This is a genomic window from Hymenobacter persicinus, from assembly GCF_004167665.1.
Classification (GTDB): Bacteria; Bacteroidota; Bacteroidia; order Cytophagales; family Hymenobacteraceae; genus Hymenobacter; species Hymenobacter persicinus.
In genome coordinates this window covers 13,137-29,451 of record NZ_SEWE01000040.1, presented here as the reverse complement: position 1 = coordinate 29,451, position 16,315 = coordinate 13,137, and the positions used below count along the sequence as shown (strand labels likewise).

General features: G+C 62.5%; 11 protein-coding genes and 1 tRNA gene. 2 read left to right on the top strand and 10 right to left on the bottom strand.

Translation table 11 applies throughout. The features are described from left to right. Positions 1-78: 78 nt before the first annotated feature. The 4 genes from EWM57_RS16300 to EWM57_RS16285 all read right to left on the bottom strand — a co-directional run bounded on the left by EWM57_RS16300 (position 79) and on the right by EWM57_RS16285 (position 4,479). Positions 79-149 (bottom strand) — tRNA-Cys (locus tag EWM57_RS16300). A gap of 207 nt (positions 150-356) precedes the next feature. Further along, a complete protein-coding gene (rpsA, locus tag EWM57_RS16295; RefSeq protein WP_242510106.1) occupies positions 357-2,459 on the bottom strand; it encodes a 30S ribosomal protein S1 in 2,103 nt (700 codons plus the stop codon). Positions 2,460-2,725: 266 nt separating this feature from the next. Next, positions 2,726-3,694: a glycosyltransferase family 2 protein gene (locus EWM57_RS16290; protein WP_129922223.1), complete on the bottom strand. Its 969-nt coding sequence runs from the start codon at positions 3,692-3,694 to the stop codon at positions 2,726-2,728. 23 nt (positions 3,695-3,717) lie between these two features. Further along, positions 3,718-4,479 carry a class I SAM-dependent methyltransferase gene (locus tag EWM57_RS16285; protein ID WP_129922222.1) on the bottom strand — a complete coding sequence of 254 codons (762 nt, stop codon included), beginning with the start codon at positions 4,477-4,479 and terminating at the stop codon, positions 3,718-3,720. Positions 4,480-4,816: 337 nt separating this feature from the next. Between EWM57_RS16285 and EWM57_RS16280 the strand changes: the two genes are divergently transcribed. Next, positions 4,817-5,686 carry an alpha/beta fold hydrolase gene (locus tag EWM57_RS16280; RefSeq protein WP_129922221.1) on the top strand — a complete coding sequence of 290 codons (870 nt, stop codon included), beginning with the start codon at positions 4,817-4,819 and terminating at the stop codon, positions 5,684-5,686. Positions 5,687-5,782: 96 nt separating this feature from the next. Here the strand turns inward: EWM57_RS16280 and EWM57_RS16275 are convergent, their stop codons facing one another. The 6 genes from EWM57_RS16275 to tsaD all read right to left on the bottom strand — a co-directional run bounded on the left by EWM57_RS16275 (position 5,783) and on the right by tsaD (position 11,443). After that, on the bottom strand, positions 5,783-6,847 hold the full coding sequence (locus EWM57_RS16275; RefSeq protein ID WP_129922220.1) for a fatty acid desaturase family protein: 1,065 nt from the start codon (positions 6,845-6,847) through the stop codon (positions 5,783-5,785). A 154-nt stretch (positions 6,848-7,001) separates the two neighbouring features. After that, positions 7,002-8,228 (bottom strand): DUF3298 and DUF4163 domain-containing protein, encoded by a 1,227-nt coding sequence (locus tag EWM57_RS16270; RefSeq protein WP_129922219.1) that lies wholly within the window; start codon positions 8,226-8,228, stop codon positions 7,002-7,004. Between the two features lie 83 nt (positions 8,229-8,311). Next, positions 8,312-8,806 (bottom strand): HNH endonuclease, encoded by a 495-nt coding sequence (locus EWM57_RS16265; protein ID WP_129922218.1) that lies wholly within the window; start codon positions 8,804-8,806, stop codon positions 8,312-8,314. A gap of 133 nt (positions 8,807-8,939) precedes the next feature. After that, positions 8,940-9,743, bottom strand: a complete 804-nt coding sequence (locus tag EWM57_RS16260; RefSeq protein ID WP_242510105.1) for a C40 family peptidase — start codon at positions 9,741-9,743, stop codon at positions 8,940-8,942. 121 nt (positions 9,744-9,864) lie between these two features. Beyond that, positions 9,865-10,338 (bottom strand): SsrA-binding protein SmpB, encoded by a 474-nt coding sequence (gene smpB / locus EWM57_RS16255; protein WP_129922217.1) that lies wholly within the window; start codon positions 10,336-10,338, stop codon positions 9,865-9,867. 94 nt (positions 10,339-10,432) lie between these two features. Continuing rightward, the gene (gene tsaD / locus EWM57_RS16250; protein WP_129922216.1) at positions 10,433-11,443 is read right to left on the bottom strand and encodes a tRNA (adenosine(37)-N6)-threonylcarbamoyltransferase complex transferase subunit TsaD; all 1,011 of its coding nucleotides are present in this window, start codon (positions 11,441-11,443) and stop codon (positions 10,433-10,435) included. A gap of 199 nt (positions 11,444-11,642) precedes the next feature. Between tsaD and EWM57_RS16245 the strand changes: the two genes are divergently transcribed. Continuing rightward, positions 11,643-16,217, top strand: coding sequence for a translocation/assembly module TamB domain-containing protein (locus tag EWM57_RS16245; protein WP_129922215.1), 4,575 nt, complete (start codon positions 11,643-11,645; stop codon positions 16,215-16,217). Positions 16,218-16,315: the final 98 nt, after the last annotated feature.

The window sequence follows — 16,315 nt, the reverse complement described above, 5'->3', positions numbered from 1 at the left end:
GGGGCCTAAACGCAAAAAACCCGGTCGGGGCTAATCGACCGGGCAACAGGGCAAAATAGAAAACAGGAACTAAAAAAGAGGTGACGAGCGGATTCGAACCGCTGTAGGAGGTTTTGCAGACCTCTACCTAGCCACTCGGTCACGTCACCGGGCTTGGTTTGGGATGCAAAGCTACGCCACGGAATTGCTTTTACCAAACCGGCTGCTGGTTTTTCGCCGGCTGGGCCGGTAACGCGTTGGGCATCTGAACAAAGAAATTACCGGACCGGGAGCTCGGGGCCCGCGCGGATTACTACTGCGCAAAAAAAGGCCCCGACTTGCGCCGGGGCCTTTCTCTTACGCAAAGGTTAAAAGCACTAGGCTTTCTCCTCGTCCTTCTTGTCAGCGGCTTCGTCGCCGGCAATCAGGTCTTTGGCTTTGTCAACTACGTCGCCAGCTACTTCCTTGGCTTTCTCGAAAGCGGCGGAGTGGGTAGCAGCGTCGATGGCGTCGCCGGCAACTTCCTTGGCCTTGTCGAAGGCGGCGGCAGCGGCACCGGTTACGGCAGCCAGGATACCACCTTCGGCGGGAGCCTCAGCAGCTTCGTCGGCGGCCGGAGCAGCTTTCTCAGCTTTCGGAGCGGCGGCCAGCTTCTGCTCGCCAGCCTGACGCTCGGTGCCCATCATCTTGTCGCGCAGAGCCGACAGAGCGTCCAGGTCGCCGAGGGTCGACTTCTCAGCCGCGGCGGGCTTCTTGAGGTCGCTCAGCTTGCCTTCGCCTTGGGCAGCAGCGCCACCGGCAGGCTTCTTCTTAGTGAACTTCGAAGCGCGGCTTTCTTCTTCCTGCTGCTGGTTGAACACGGCAGTGTGCGACAGCACGATGCGACGGTCATCCTTCGAGAACTCCACTACGCGGAAGTCCAGCTGCTCGCCGTTCTCGGCGTTCGAGCCGTCCTCTTTCACGAGCGACTTGGGATACGCGAAGCCCTCGATGCCGTACGGCAGCTCGAGAACAGCGCCCCGGTCGTTTTTCTCCGTGATGGTAGCCTTGTGCACCGAGCCGGGGGTGAATACCGTCTGGAACGTATCCCAGGGGTTTTCTTCCAGCTGCTTGTGGCCCAGGGCCAGACGACGGTTGGTTACGTCCAGTTCCAGTACTACCACGTCCAGACGGTCGCCCACCTTCACCATTTCGGAAGGGTGCTTGATCTTCTTGGTCCACGACAGGTCCGAAACGTGCACGAGGCCGTCTACGCCTTCTTCCAGCTCGACGAACAGGCCGAAGTTGGTCAGGTTACGCACCAGACCGTTGTGCTTGGTGCCCACGGCGTACTTGGTGCCGAAGTCGCCACGGGTCCATGGATCTTCGCTGAGCTGCTTGATGCCCAGGCTCATCTTGCGGTCTTCGCGGTCGAGGGTCAGAATCTGCGCCTCTACTACGTCGCCCTGCTTGATGAAGTCCTGCGGGTTGCGCAGGTGCTGGCTCCAGCTCATTTCCGACACGTGGATCAGGCCTTCGACGCCTGGCACGATTTCCATGAATGCGCCGTAGTCGGCTACGTTCACAATGCGGCCTTTCACCTTGGTGCCTACGCCCATGTCGGCGGGCAGCGAATCCCACGGATGCGGGGTCAGCTGCTTCAAGCCCAGGGAGATACGCTTCTTGGCTTCGTCGAAGTCCAGAACTACTACGTTCAGCTTCTGATCCAGCTGCAGCACTTCCGATGGGTGCGCGATACGGCCCCACGAGATGTCAGTGATGTGCAGCAGACCGTCGACGCCGCCGAGGTCGATGAACACACCGAAGTTGGTCATGTTCTTGATAACGCCCTCGAGGATCTGGCCTTTCTCCAGGTTGTTGAGGATAGCCTCACGCTGCTTCTCGAGGTCTTTCTCGATCAGGACTTTGTGCGAAACGACTACGTTGTCGAAAGCGGCGTTGATTTTCACCACTTTCACTTCCATGCGACGGCCGACGTAAATGTCGAAGTCACGGATAGGCTTCACGTCAATCTGCGAGCCGGGCAGGAAGGCTTCTACGCCGTCCAGATCCATGATCAGACCACCTTTGGTCCGACGCTTCACGACGCCTTCGAGAATGGTGTCATTCTCCAGAGCGTCGTAAATCGACTTCCAGGCCTGCTTGATCTTCGCCTTCTTGCGCGACAGGATCAGCTGACCGTTCGAGTCTTCCTGGTCTTCGATGAATACCTCCACCTGGTCACCGATTTTGAGGTCGGTCAGGTCGCGGAATTCCGACAGGGGCACGAGGCCGTCCGACTTGAAGCCGATGTTCAGGATGACGTCGCGGTCGGTGATACCTACCACGGTACCTTTTACCACTTCTTCTTCCTGGACCGTCGTCAGCGTGTCGCCGTACATCTGCTCCATCTCGGCGCGCTGCTCGGGGGTGTAGTTACCGCCGAACTGCGAGGCACCGATGTTGTCCCAATCGAAGTTGTCTACTACTTCTACTGCCATAATACTGGTTGACCCTGCTGTACACGTCCGGCTCAGGGCCGACCACCGGAACGCGTTATGAGTAAGTTCCTGAGGCTCAGCCCCAGACCCCACCACCCTGGCGGGGCGGCAAAGATACGGAGTTGCGGGCAGGATTACTAGGCCCGCCGCGGCGCAAATTCCACGGCTTTTCGTCCGCATACTGGCCGCCGGCCCAGGACCCGGAAACGGCACCAGCCTGCCGGGAGGGCAGGCTGGCGGGTTGAGGGTGGCCACGGCCGAAAAAACTAGCGGCGCAGCGCGCGCAGGGCCGGGCTGGCCTCGTTTTCGGCCGATACGGGCACGTCCGTTTCGTCGATGATGTAGAGCGGGCGCTGGCGGGCGTTGGCGCCGAGGCGGGCAATGTACTCGCCGATGACGCCGACGGCCATCAGCTGCACGCCGCCCAGAAACAGGATGCTCACCATCAGGGAAGGCCAGCCTTCGGGGTTGCGCAGAAAAAAGTGGGCGTAGATGGCGTACAGCATCACCACAAACGCGGCGCCCGACACGACGAAGCCCCCGATGGTGGCCAGGCGCAGGGGCAGGTCGGAGAAGGACGTGATGCCGTCGAGGGCCAGCTTGATGAGCTTGCTGTAGGTGTAGCCGGGCACGCCGCCGGCCCGCTCCGAGCGGTCAAACTCCAGGAACGTCTGCCGGTAGCCGATCCAGGAAATTTGGCCCCGGATAAATTTATTCTGCTCCGGCATCTGCTTGAGGGCATTGACCACCTTGCGCGAAACGATGCGAAAGTCGCCGGTATCGAGCGGGATGTTGACCGAGGTGATGCGGGCCAGCAGGCGGTAGAAAACCTTCGCCGTGAACAGCTTCACCATGCTCTCCCCCTGCCGGGTGCGGCGCTTGGCGTACACCACCTCGTAGCCCTCTTTGAGCTTGGCGTACAGCTCCGGAATCAATTCCGGCGGGTCCTGCAGGTCGCCATCCATGACCACCACCGTGGCCCCGGCCGACAAATCCAGGCCCGCGGTGATGGCAATCTGGTGACCGAAGTTGCGGCTGAAGTTGATGAAGTGAATCCGCGGGTCTTCGGCCGCCATAGCCCGGATCAGCGCCAGCGAATCGTCGTGGGAGCCGTCGTTGACGTAAATCAGCTCGGTCTGCAAGGGCAGCGCGTCGAGCACGGCCCGGACGCGGGCGTTGAGGGCGGGCAGGTTGACCTGCTCGTTGTAGATGGGAATGACGATGGATAAGTCCACGGCGGGCACGGGGGAAGGACGGACTAGGCCGCCGGTGATTTACGGGCCAGGGCAAAGACGCTCACGCCAACGGGGGCATTAAGCAGGCGGAGCAGGCGGTTTTCGGCGGTGATAAAGCCGCGCAGCACGGAATTGAGCAGCGGGGGCGTGGCAAAGAAATCGTCTTGGAGCGGCTCCTCGGGCGTGGCCACGGGCGCGGGCCGTAGCCGCTTGAGCAGGCGCACGGCCGCCGTGGGAAAGAACAGGCCCACGTTCCAGTAGGAGCGGCGCTGCACCCGCAGGCCCGCCCGGCTTAGGCCCGCGGCCAGCTGGGCGGCGGTGTAGCGGCGGAAGTGCTGGTTGACCACGTCGTGCTTGCCCCACAGAAACGAAAACGCCGGCACGAACACCAGCAACTGCCCGCCCGGACGCAACACCCGGGTCCACTCGCGCAGGGCCTGGGCTTCGTCCTGGATGTGCTCGAGCACGTCGGAGGCAATGACCAGGTCGAAGGAAGCGTCGGGAAAGTCGAGGTGGGCACCGTCCATGCACGAGACATTGGCAATACCGCGCTGTTGGGCCACGGCAATGCCGGTTTCGCTCACGTCAATGCCGGTCAGGTCGGAGTAGCCGGTGCGGGTCAGGCGCTGGAGCAGCGGCCCACCGGAGCAGCCAATTTCCAGAATAGCGGCCGTTTTGGGCAGCTTCAAATCCTGAATCAGGCGAAAAACCATGTCGCGCCGGGCCTGAAACCACCAGTAGTTTTCCTCAATCTGGTGGTATTTTTCTTCGTACTCAAGATTCATTGCGACGCAAAAAACAGGTAATAGCCCGGCTCCGGCAGCCCGGCGCGGGGCTGAGGGAACGGCAAAGATAAGACGTCGGCTGCTGATTGCGCCCCGCCCGGCGCAAACCAACTTCTGACGCTTTGGCGGATGGTAACGTGCAAAATTTGGGGTGCCCCCGCCGGGTTTATCCCCCGTTCTCCCCGATTCACCGCCCAGCTTCCGGCGTTGGTCTGCCCATGCGGCTCCGGGCTAGACCGCGCCTGAGCCGGCCTGGGCAACCCGGGCCCGGTGGCTGGGGTAAGAATAGCCGCAACCCGCACCAATCACCAATTCTACTACTTCTTTCCCTTTCGCCATGAGCTACATTAAAGTCGGCCAGGATACCAATGGCCAGGACATTCGCCTCCACTACACCGACCAGGGCCAGGGCAGCCCCGTTGTGCTGATTCACGGCTGGCCCGCCTCCTACGAAATGTGGGAGTACCAGCTGGCCGAGCTGCCCAAGCACGGCAACCGCGTCATTGCCTACACCCGCCGCGGCTTCGGCCAGTCGACCAAAACCTGGGAAGGGCACGACTACGACACACTGGCCGATGACCTGAAAGCTGTGCTCGACGAGCTGGATTTGCAGGACGTGACGCTGGTGGGCTTCTCGATGGGCGGCGGCGAAGTGGCTCGCTACATGAGCCGGCACGGCGGCGCCCGGGTGGGGCGCGTGGCCTTCGTGGCGGCCGTGACGCCCTTTTTGCTGCAAACCGACGACAACCCCGACGGGGCGCCCAAAGCCACCTTCGACAAGATGGTGGAAGGCATCCGCAAAGACCGGTTCGACTTCCTGGCCACGTTCGGCAAGCAGTTTTTCGGTGTGGGCACCCTGAGCCACCCCGTCAGCCAAGCCACGCTCGACTGGATGCAGGCCATGTGCCAGATTGCCTCGCCCCGGGCCACGGAACAGGACGTGTACGCCTTTGCCGCCACCGACTTCCGCCAAGACCTGAAAACCATCCAGGTGCCCACGCTGGTCATTCACGGCAGCAGCGACGAAACGGTGCCGCTTAAAGTCAGCGGCGGCCGCATGAAGCAGTTTGTGCCCCACGCCCAGTACCTCGAGTACGACGGCGCCCCGCACGGCCTGTTTGTCACCGAAAAAGACCGCCTCAACCAAGATCTGCTGGCCTTTATCGGCGTGCAGGGGGCTGCCGGCACCGCCCCGCGCGGCTACTAAGCTCGTAGCGCCATAAAAAGTAAAAGGGCCCGTTGGCGAAGCACTGCTTCGCCAACGGGCCCTTTTACTTTTTACGCGGACAACCCGCCGCGGCGGTTAGGCGCGGCCCATTTCCCGCAGGTAGGCCACGTGCGAAGCCACGGCGTAGCGCATCTTGGGGTAGTCGTTGTAGGTGATGCCGAATTCCTCGCAGGCCTGGCGCACGATTTTGCTCAGGGCCGGGTAGTGCACGTGCGAAATAGTCGGGAACAGGTGGTGCTCGACTTGGAAGTTGAGCCCGCCCACCAGCCAGCTGATGACGCGGTTGTGGGTGGCAAAGTTGGCCGTGGTCTTGATCTGGTGAATGGCCCACTCATCTTCGAGCTTGCCGGTCGTTTCGTGGGGCACGGGGAAGGCAGCGTGCTCCACGGTGTGGGCCAGCTGAAACACGAGACTCAGCGAGAAGCCGGCCACGGCCATAAACACCAGAAAGCCCACCAGCCAGCTCACGAAGCCGACCATGTAAATCGGCAGGCCCACGAACAGCAGCAGGTGCAGGGCCTTAAAGCCCCAGAACACGCCTTCGTCGGAAGCCGTCATTTTCTTGATAGGCATCTCCCCGATCTTGCCCTTGAAGTACTTCTGGTAGTCCATGAAGAAAATCCAGGCAATGAAGAGCAGGGCGTAGAAAAACCAGAAGTACAGGTGCTGGAAGCGGTGCAGCTTGTAGCGCGGCTGCGTCGAGCTCAGGCGCAGCCAGGGCTGGGCATCGATGTCGTCGTCGACGCCCTCGATGTTGGTGTACATGTGGTGAATCAGGTTGTGCTTGGCATTCCACATGAAGCTGTTGCCGCCCATCACGTTGAGGGTGAAAGAGGCAAACTGATTCAGCCAGCGGCTTTTGCTGAACGAGCCGTGGGCGCCGTCGTGCATCACGTTGAAGCCAATGGCCGCGCCGGTCAGCCCCAGCAGCACGCACTCAGCCACGCTCAGCCACCACGGACCGGTGAAAAATACCAGGTGGGCGTAGAGGACCACGAAGGTCAGGGTCAGCACCACGGCCTTCACAAACAGGCTGGCGTTGCCGGTAGTGGATTTTTCGGTTTCCTCGAAATAGGTATTGATTCTGCGCTTGAGCTCGGCGTGAAACGAGCGGGACGCGGCAAACTTGGGAACTGCCATGAAGTGTTGTTGGGTGGAAAGCACAAAGATATCCCATTCCAACCTCAACCAGCCGAAGTTAGTTTACCGCCGCTGCCTGCACCTTCACCGAAAGCTCATCTTTAGCCCTGACCTACAGCAAGCTACTAGGCTCGCAGTAAACCGTATAGGCAGCTCAGCTGGCCGGGGCGCCGACCGGCAGGCCCGGCTGCAATAGCGGCTGCAGGGCGCGGAAAGGCACATAAACTTGTACTTCTCCCTGGGCATAAGAGGCAATTTCGTAGGGCCCGTACACGAACACGGCCCCGCCGCTGGTCAGGTACACGTTGTGGGTAACGGGCATCTGTTTTACGAACAGAAACTTTTCCAGCGGCGTACCCGGCGGCTGGGCCAGGCTGCGGCGCACGTAGCGGCCGAGCAGCTCCTGCAGCGCGCCCTTGACGCCGGGCCGGAAAATGTCCGCGTAGCGCAGGGCCCGGCCCGTGCGCGCGTTGAGGGTCACGACGCTGGTGTTGTAGTTGCCGTGGGCCCCGCCGCCGTAGCCATAGAACTGCACCCCGAAGCTGAGCAGCCCGCCCTGATTCCAGAAAACTTCGGTGGTGCGCTGGTCTTCGTAGTTGAGAAAGGCGGGGAAGGTGGCAGCATCGTTGGGCGGCAGCTGCTGCAGAGCGGCGTTGGCCTCCCGGCGGTAGTCTTTGCTGGAAAGCTGGCCCTGCGCCCGAAATAGGGCGTCCAGCGTGGGGGCTGGCTGGGAGTCGAGCGTGTCGCCGTGCAGGGCGCGGCGCAGGGCGGCGTCTACGGCGGCGGGGCCAGCTGTGGTTTGCAGGGCGTGCAGGCTCCAGCGGGCGTAGGGCGCCGTCGGCTCCCGGCGCTGGGGGAAAGCCGCCAGCGAATCGAGCCGGTAGATTGATTGCAGCACCAGGCTTCCCGCGGGCCGGGCGGCCCGCAGGCGCAAGGCCCGACCGGCGCGGGTGCCCACCAGCTCCGTTCCTTGCCACTTCAGCCGCCACACCGGGCTCTGGTCCCGGGCGTCGAGCGTGGTCAGGCTTTGGTCGCGCAGCACCACGCTGTCGGGGTCCGCCACCGTATTGCCATCCACGATGAGCGGCTCCCCGTCGGCGTGGCTGTAGCTGCCGAAAAAGTGCCCGCGCGAGTCGGCTCCCAGCAACTGGGGCCAGCGCTGCAGGTGCAGCGTAATACTGTCGCCGGGGCCCAGCGCGGCGCGGTAGGTGCGGTACCAGGTCCCGGCCGAGTCGGCCGAAGCTGGCACGGGCGCCGGAACAGTCGCCTTGGTTGGCGCGGCGGTTTGGTCGGCGGTGGCAGCCGAATCGGGATGACTCTGGCAGGCCGCCAGCGCGGTGAGGGCACCCAAGCTGGCCCGCAGGCAGGAACGACGAATCATGGCGTTGGGAAAAGCTGAACGGTGCTTTCTAACGCGAAACCGCACAAAATAGCCGACTGGAGGGCAGTCGGCTTGGTCGGGGGTCAATTCAGATAGGCGTGCCAGTTCTGGTCGAGAGTGCCGGCGCTGAGCTTGAGGAACCCCGAAAGCGTGGGTTTTTTGGGCTTTTGCCGGATGTGGAGCCCGGCCTCGTCGGGGGTGCGGTGGCCCTTGGCGTGGTTGCAGCGCGAGCAGGCCGTGAGCAGGTTCGTCCAGCTCGACTCGCCCCCGCGCGACCGGGGCAGCACGTGGTCCAGGGTCAGGTTTTTGGTCGAGCCGCAGTACTGGCACTCGAAATGGTCGCGCTTCATGATGTTGTGACGGCTCAGGGCAATGCCTTTGTAGGGCACGCGCACGTAGCGTTGCAACCGGATGATGCTGGGCTTAGGATAGGTGTGGGAGATGGTCCGCAGCGTGCCGTGCTCCGAGTTGGCTATCATCTCGGCCTTGTCGAGATAAAGCAACACGAAAGCTTTCTGCACGCTGCACAACGTAATGGCAGTATAGTCGCCATTCAGTACAAGCACTTTTTGGTCCATACGCTCGGGTGTCGAATCATCGGGGTACAGCGAAAGCTAGATGATTCTAAGCGTATTAACAACAGTTACCGGTTGCGAGTTGCCAGTTGCCAGTTTGTTCTGAAATAATAACCGGCAACCCGCCACCGGCAACTCAGTCGGCCAGCAGGCGCTTGATCAGACGCAGCTTGTGGGAGTACTTCTGGCGCTGGCGGTGGTAGATGCCGTTGTGGTCGAGCGGGTCGATGCGCACCTCCCCGCTGGCGTGCAGAATCTGCTGATCCTCGAGCAGAATGCCCACGTGCACGATGGCCCCGTCGGCATTGTCGAAGAAGGCTAGGTCGCCGGGCTTGGTCTGGGATACGAAGTGCACGGCCTGGCCGTGGTCAATCTGCTGGCGGGCGTCGCGGGGGAGCTGCACGCCAATCAACCCGTAGAGCTGCTGCATGAGGCCCGAGCAGTCGAGCCCGAACAAGGACTTGCCGCCCCACACGTAGGGCGACTTCAGATACACCTGCCCCATTTTCTGCACCAAAGCCAGACGCTTGTCGACGGGGCCGCTCGGGCCGTGGCCGTTGAGCGGGTTGGTGGCCGCGCCGTTGTAGAACATGGTTTGCGCGCCCAGGCGCAGGGTCATGCCGTCGAAGAACGGCAGGCGGCTGCCCAGCGTAACCGGAATCCGGGTGTGCGCGTCGCTGACCATCTGCACCACGTCGAGGCTGCGCGGGTGGTCCTGGGCACTCCAGGCCGCGAAATACTCGGCCGTAACGGGCAGGTGCTGCTTGAAATCAATCCAGCCCACGTACTGGTCGGCAGCAATGCGGATCTGGTGCCAGTTGCCCTGGGTGAGCAAGATGGTGTAGCACTCCCCGAAAATCAGCTGGGTGATGAGCTCGGCCTTGTCGGTGGGCTCGGCGCGTACCGGCACGGCGCTCAGCGCGCAGATTCCGTGTTCCAAAGTGGTGAGATGGTGAGTAGTGAACGGGTGAGCTAATGCAGAATCAAGCGGCAAGTTCGCGGTTTTATTGGCACAAACCAGAACGGCAAACGCACCATTTCACAATCTCACAAACTCCCTCTTAGTATTCCCGGGCGCGGTCCATTTCGCGTTTCTGATCCTTGGCCTTGATGTCGTCGCGCTTGTCGTAGAGCTTTTTGCCCTTGGCCAGCGCTATTTCGAGCTTGGCAAAGCCCCGGTCGTTGACAAACAGGCGGATGGGCACGATGGTCACGCCCTGCTCTATGGCCTTACCGGCCAGCTGGCGCAGCTCCTTTTTGGTGAGCAGCAGCTTCCGCTCCCGCTTGGGCTCGTGGTTGTTGTAGGTGCCGAGCGTGTACTGCGAGATGCTCAGGTTATGCACCCACAGCGAGCCGTCGGCGTGAAAGGCGCAGAAGCCGTCCTGCAGGTTTACGTTGCCCTCGCGGATGCTCTTGATTTCGGTGCCCTGCAGCATCATGCCCGCGTCGTACTTGGCCAGAAAGCTGTATTCGTAGCTGGCGCGGCGGTTTAGGATGTTGATGCGCTTGGGGGTATCGTCTTTTTGTTTGGCCATGGTCAAAGGGTGCCGCGGCCGGCAGCGCGGCGCGGCGGGTAATACAAGAAGTAGCGTAAGTACGCAAATTCGGCGCCGGCGGCGAGAAACGCGCTTACGTGAGTTTCAGGCGCGGGTCGGGGCTGCTGAGCTGGTCGGCAAACGCGCCGGCCTCGAACTGGAAGTGGGCCGTCATGGCCACCATGCCAGCATTGTCGGTGCAGAACTCGAAGTCGGGAATGAAGATTTCCCAGCCCCGCTCCTCCCCTAGCTGGGTCAGGGCCGCGCGCAGGCCGGAGTTGGCCGCCACCCCCCCGGCCAGGGCCAGCTGGGTCAGGCCATGGTCCTGGGCGGCGCGGGTGAACTGGCGCAGCAGGGTCAGGATGATGGTGTGCTGGATGCTGGCGCACAAGTCGGCCAGATTTTCCTGGATGAAATTTGGGTTCTGAGCCGTTTGCTGGCGCAGAAAGTACATAACGGCCGTTTTGAGCCCGCTAAACGAGAAGTCGTAGCCGGGCATGGCCCCCACCGGAAACGGGAAGCGCGTGGGGTTGCCCAGCTTGGCCTGCTTGTCCAGGTGGGGGCCGCCGGGGTACGGCAGGCCGAGCAGCTTGGCGGTTTTATCAAAGGCCTCCCCGGCCGCGTCGTCGATGGTCTGGCCGATAACCTCCATGTCGAGGGCGCTGCGCACAATCACCAGCTGGGTATGGCCCCCGCTGACGGTCAGGCACAGAAACGGGAACTGCGGCCGCGGAGCCCGGATGAAGTGGGCCAGAATGTGGGCCCGCATGTGGTTGACGGCAATCAGGGGCTTGTCGAGGGCCAGGGCGAAGGTTTTGGCGAACATGGAGCCCACCAAGAGCGAGCCCAGCAGGCCCGGCCCCTGGGTGAAGGCCACCGCGTCGAGGTCGGATTTCGTTACCTTTGCCCGGCGCAGGGCCTCCTGCACCACCGGAATCAGGTGCTGCTGGTGGGCGCGCGAGGCCAGCTCGGGCACCACGCCGCCGTACTGCTCGTGCACTTGCTGGGTGGCCACCACGTTGGACAGGATTTCGCCGCCCGCCATAACGGCGGCCGAGGTATCGTCGCAGGAAGATTCGATGGCCAGAATAACGGGGGTACTCATGTTGGTAGGTTCAGCGTTTGACAACGGGTACAAAGGTCGTTTAAATCAGTAAACCGGGAATTTTGCAGATAGTCTGACTTCACTAGCGTACTTTTTCGGACGACCCGGGTCTTTAGGCAAGCAGTTTGCCCCGGCCGCCGTTGACTAAATTCGCGCATCTTCGTATTCTGCCCGACTCCCCTTTCCCGTTTAGCTTCCCGTGCCGCGCTTTCTCTCCGTCACCCTTAAAGTTCTGCTGGGCCTGCTGCTGCTGGTCGGGCTGGCCGTGGGCGGAATCCTGCTGGCCCTGCGCATCCCGAGCGTACAAACCAACCTCGCCCACCGGGCCGCGGCCATGCTTACCGAAAAGCTCGGACAGCGCGTGATTATCGGCAGCGTGGACGTGCGACCGTTTTCGCGGGTCCTGCTCCAGGGCATTCAAGTGCTGGACCGCCGCGGCAATGAGCTCTTCAGCGTGGGCCGGGCCGACGCCGACATCCGCCTGTTTTCGGTGTTTGACCCCAGCCACCTGCACGTGGGCAAGCTCACCCTCGGCGAGCCCCGCTTTGCCCTGGTCACCTACCCCGAAACGCCCGATTCTACCAACCTGAGCGAGTTTCTGGGGGCCGTCAAGCGCCTGCTGGGCCCCTCGGATACCACCAAGAAAAGCAAGCCCTTCGACTTCAAGATCGAAGCCATCGGGCTGCGCAACGGCCGCTTCGTGCTCGACCGCCGGAACGTGGCCAAAGCGCCCGACTACGGCCGCACGATGGACTACGCCCACATGTACATCGACAGCATCTACGCCGATGCCAGCGGTTTGCGCCTGCAAGCCGACACGATTCACGCCAACATCGCCGGCCTGCGGGCCGTGGATACCCCCTCCCAAACCCGCCTGCGGGAGCTGACGGCCGACATGACCTACGCCACCCGGTTCTGGGAATTCAAGGACCTGAACCTGCGCGTGGGCAACAGCCAGCTCCACGACTACGTGCGCTTCGACTACCAGCACTTTCTCAACTTCACCGACTTCAACGACTCGGTGCGGGTGACGGCCAGCCTGAAGCCTTCGCGGGTATACTCCGACGACATCGCCAAGTTTGCGCCCCAGCCCTTCCTGCGCGACCTGAAGGAAACGGTGCTGATTTCGGGTCAGGCCAAGGGCTACGTCCGAAACTTCACCACCAAGAACCTTGACCTTACCTACGGGGCCAAAACCCACGTCGTGGGCAACATCGACGTGCAGGGCCTGCCCAACCTGAAGGAAAGCTTCGTCTCGATGCGCCTGAAGCCCTCGGTCATCGATGGGCGCGACATCAAGCGCTACATTCCGGCCTCGGGCTGGCCCTACGTGCAGCGCCTGGGCACGGTGCGCCTGAACGGGGAGTTTCTGGGTTTCTACAACGACTTCGTGGCCAACGGCGCCTTCAAAACCGCCCTCGGCGACGTGGTGTCGGACGTGAACATCAAGTTCAAGACCGACCCGCGCTACTCCAGCTACGAGGGGCAGGTGCGCACCACCGGCTTCCAGCTCGGCAAGCTGCTCGGCGACGAGAGCCTGGTGCGCGACATCACCATGAGCGGGCACGTGGAGGGCGTGGGCTTCCGGCCCGAGGGCGCCCGGCTCAAGGCCAATGCCACCGTGCAGAGCATCTGGCTCAACGGCTACCGCTTCCGCAACATCACCACCAACGGGCAGTTCAGCAAGCAGTTTTTCGACGGCAAGCTGGCCGTGAACGACCCCAACCTGCAAATCAGCGCCACCGGCACCGTCGACCTGAACAAAACCCGGCAGGCCTTCGACGTGCAGGCCCAGGTGAAGCGCGCCGACCTGCGGGCCCTGGGCTTCACCACCCAGCGCATCACGCTGGCCACCACCGCCGACGCCCACTTCCGGGGCCTGAAGCTCGACGACCTCATCGGCACCATCAAGCTCCGCAAGTCCCGGTTGGGCTACGAGGGCAAGATTGTGCCCATCGACACGTTCGACGTGGTCAGCCAGCGCCTGGCCGGGCAGCGCAACCTGCGCGTGCGCTCCGAAGTGCTCAACCTCGACGCCACCGGCAACTTCAACTTCACCACCGTGGCCCGCGACGTGCAGACGCTGCTGACCGAGTACCGCCTCAACTTCGAAAGCAACGAGGCCGCCACGGCCGCCTACTACCGCCGCAAGCGCCAGCGCCCCATTCCGGAGTACGAAATTGCCCTGAACCTCTACCTGAAGCGGGCCAATCCGGTGCTGCACATCTTCGTGCCCCAGCTCACGCTGTCGGACTACTCGACGGTGGCGGGCTCCTTCCGTAACGGGCTGACCTCGATTTTCCAGATTGGCGGCCACTTCGACGCCGTGCAGTTCGACAGCGTGAAGGCCGTCAACAACGACTTTGAATTCACGACGTCCAAGCTGCCCTACAAGCCCGAGGTGCTGGCCCAGGCCAACATCACCTCCGAGCGGCAGGTGCTGCCCGGCCTCGGCAAAACCGAGAAGTTCTACGTCGAGGGCGTCTGGGACCAGGAGCGCATCAACTTCTCGACTTCCCTGGCCCAGACTGGCACCACCAACAAAGCTACCATCAACGGGGCCTTGGCCTTTCTGCCCCGGGCCATTCAGGTGGTGTTCCGGCAGTCGGGCGTGAACCTGCTGGGCAAGGACTGGACCATTGCGGCCGACAACTCGGTGCTGATTTCGGGCAAGGGCACCGAATTTGACATTCAGAATCTGACCCTCAGCAACGGCGCCCAGAGCGTGAGTGCCCAGGGCTTTATTTCTGCCGACCCCGGCAAGCAGCTCCAACTCGCGCTGAAGGACTTTCAGCTGGCCACGCTCAGCTCGCTCACCACCCAGAAAATCGGGGGGCGGGTGAATGCTACGGGCAAAATCAGCGGCATTTATGGCCCTTTGGAAGTAACCAGCGCCCTGAATGTGGACTCACTTACGCTCGACAAAACCCTGATCGGGGACGTGCGCGGGCAGGGCAACTGGCACAACGGCACCAACCACCTCGACGTGGACCTGGACGTGATTCGGGGCGCGGCCCGGGTGGTGCGGCTGGCGGGCACCTACGCCCCACGCGAAGCCGAGCAGCAGCTCAACCTGACCGCCATCCTCGACAACGCCCCCGTGAAGCTGGCTGAGCCGTTCTTGAACTCGCTCTTCAAGGACATGAGCGGCACGGCCGTGGGCACGCTCCGCCTCACCGGCCGCCTGGCCGCCCCCATCCTGCTCGGCGACATCGACGTGAGCGAGGGCAAGCTCACGTTTATTTACCTGAACACGACTTACACCTTCGCCGACCGAATCCGGTTTGCCGACGACGGCATCGTGCTTAAGAGCATCCGGGTGCGCGACCCGCTGGGCAATTCCGGCGTTATCGACGGCACCATCTTCGAGAAGGGCTTCCAGGACATGCGCCTGGATTTGCGGGCTACGTTCACCAAGCTGCTGGTGCTCAACACCACCCGCAAGGATAACGAGCTGTACTTCGGCACGGCCTACGCCACCGGCGACGCCCGAGTGCGCGGCCCGGCTGATAACCTGGTGGTAAACGTGACGGCCCGCAGTGAAGCCGGCACCCGCCTTTCCCTGCCCCTCGACAACGCGGCCAAGGCCGAAAAGGCCAACTACATCAAGTTTGTCAACCGCAACGTGCCCGACACCGCCAGGGTGAAGGTGCCCACCGCGGCCAGCGGGCGAGTGGATCTGGCCGGCATCCGGCTCAACTTCAACCTGACCGTGACCCCCGACGCCTACATCGAAATCCTGCTCGACGAAAGTACCGGCGACGTGATTCGGGGTACGGCCACCGGACAGCTGCGCCTTAACATTGACACCCGCGGCGACTTCAATATGTACGGGGCCGTGGAAATCGTGCGCGGGGCCTACAACTTCACGTTGCAAGGGCTGGTCAATAAGGAATTTGTAGTGCGCCCCGGCGGCACTATCACCTGGAACGGCGACCCGCTCCAGGGCGAGATGAATGTGACGGCGGCCTACACCCAGCGCACCTCCCTGGCCCCGATTCTGCAAACCAACAGCGCCGTGGTGCCCGTGACGGCCGTGATGAACCTGACCGGGCCGCTGCTGCTGCCCATTATCCGGCTCAACCTGGAATTCAACGACATTCCGTCGTCGCTGGAAGGGGAGCTCACGCCGTTTCTGTCGGCCCTGCGCAACGACGAGCAGGAACTCAACCGCCAGGTGTTCAGCCTGATTGTATTTCGCCAGCTGACTTCGCCGGGCTCCCTGTCGTCGGTGGCCTCGTTCCGGGGTCAGGACAACGCCTTTGGCAACAGCCTGGGCCAGATTATCAGCACCCAGCTCGGTTTGCTCACCTCCCAGATTGACCCCAACCTGGAAATTTCCTTCAACTTCAACGGCATCACTGCCGAGCAGCTGCAGGCCCTGCAGGTGCGCCTGAGTTACAGCTTCCTCAACGGCCGCCTGCGCGTGACCCGGGAGGGCGGCTTCAGCAACAGCACCGCCGTGCCCACCGGCACGGGCGGCACGGCCACCACCGCCCAGGCCTCCCTGCTCGGCGACCTGAGCCTGGAGTACTACCTGCGCCCCGACGGGAAATTCCGGGCCAAGCTGCGCTACGAAACCACCCCGCGCGACTACAGCGACCTGTCGGGGCTGAGCAACCAGACCCGGGCCGGCGTCAGCTTGCTGCACACCGAGCAGTTCGACTCGTTCCGGGAGCTGTTTTCGCGCAAGCGCCTGAGTCGCCGGGCCGCTGCCACCCGCAAGGCCCGGGAAGTGCTCAACGTGGACGACGACCCACGCACGGTGATGTAGCCTTGAAATGCTGGGGGCTGGACGTTGAATGTTGAATTGGGAGCTTTGAACGAGGTTAAATAATGTTAAATCTTGCCCGGAGCTGTAGCGCCTGGTTG

Bases quoted from the DNA above. Each gene is read 5' to 3' on its own strand.
- rpsA (WP_242510106.1), bottom strand. From the start codon at position 2,459: ATGGCAGTAGAAGTAGTAGACAACTTCGATTGGGACAACATCGGTGCC.
- EWM57_RS16285 (WP_129922222.1), bottom strand. From the start codon at position 4,479: ATGAATCTTGAGTACGAAGAAAAATACCACCAGATTGAGGAAAACTAC.
- EWM57_RS16280 (WP_129922221.1), top strand. From the start codon at position 4,817: ATGAGCTACATTAAAGTCGGCCAGGATACCAATGGCCAGGACATTCGC.
- EWM57_RS16275 (WP_129922220.1), bottom strand. From the start codon at position 6,847: ATGGCAGTTCCCAAGTTTGCCGCGTCCCGCTCGTTTCACGCCGAGCTC.
- EWM57_RS16270 (WP_129922219.1), bottom strand. From the start codon at position 8,228: ATGATTCGTCGTTCCTGCCTGCGGGCCAGCTTGGGTGCCCTCACCGCG.
- EWM57_RS16265 (WP_129922218.1), bottom strand. From the start codon at position 8,806: ATGGACCAAAAAGTGCTTGTACTGAATGGCGACTATACTGCCATTACG.
- smpB (WP_129922217.1), bottom strand. From the start codon at position 10,338: ATGGCCAAACAAAAAGACGATACCCCCAAGCGCATCAACATCCTAAAC.
- tsaD (WP_129922216.1), bottom strand. From the start codon at position 11,443: ATGAGTACCCCCGTTATTCTGGCCATCGAATCTTCCTGCGACGATACC.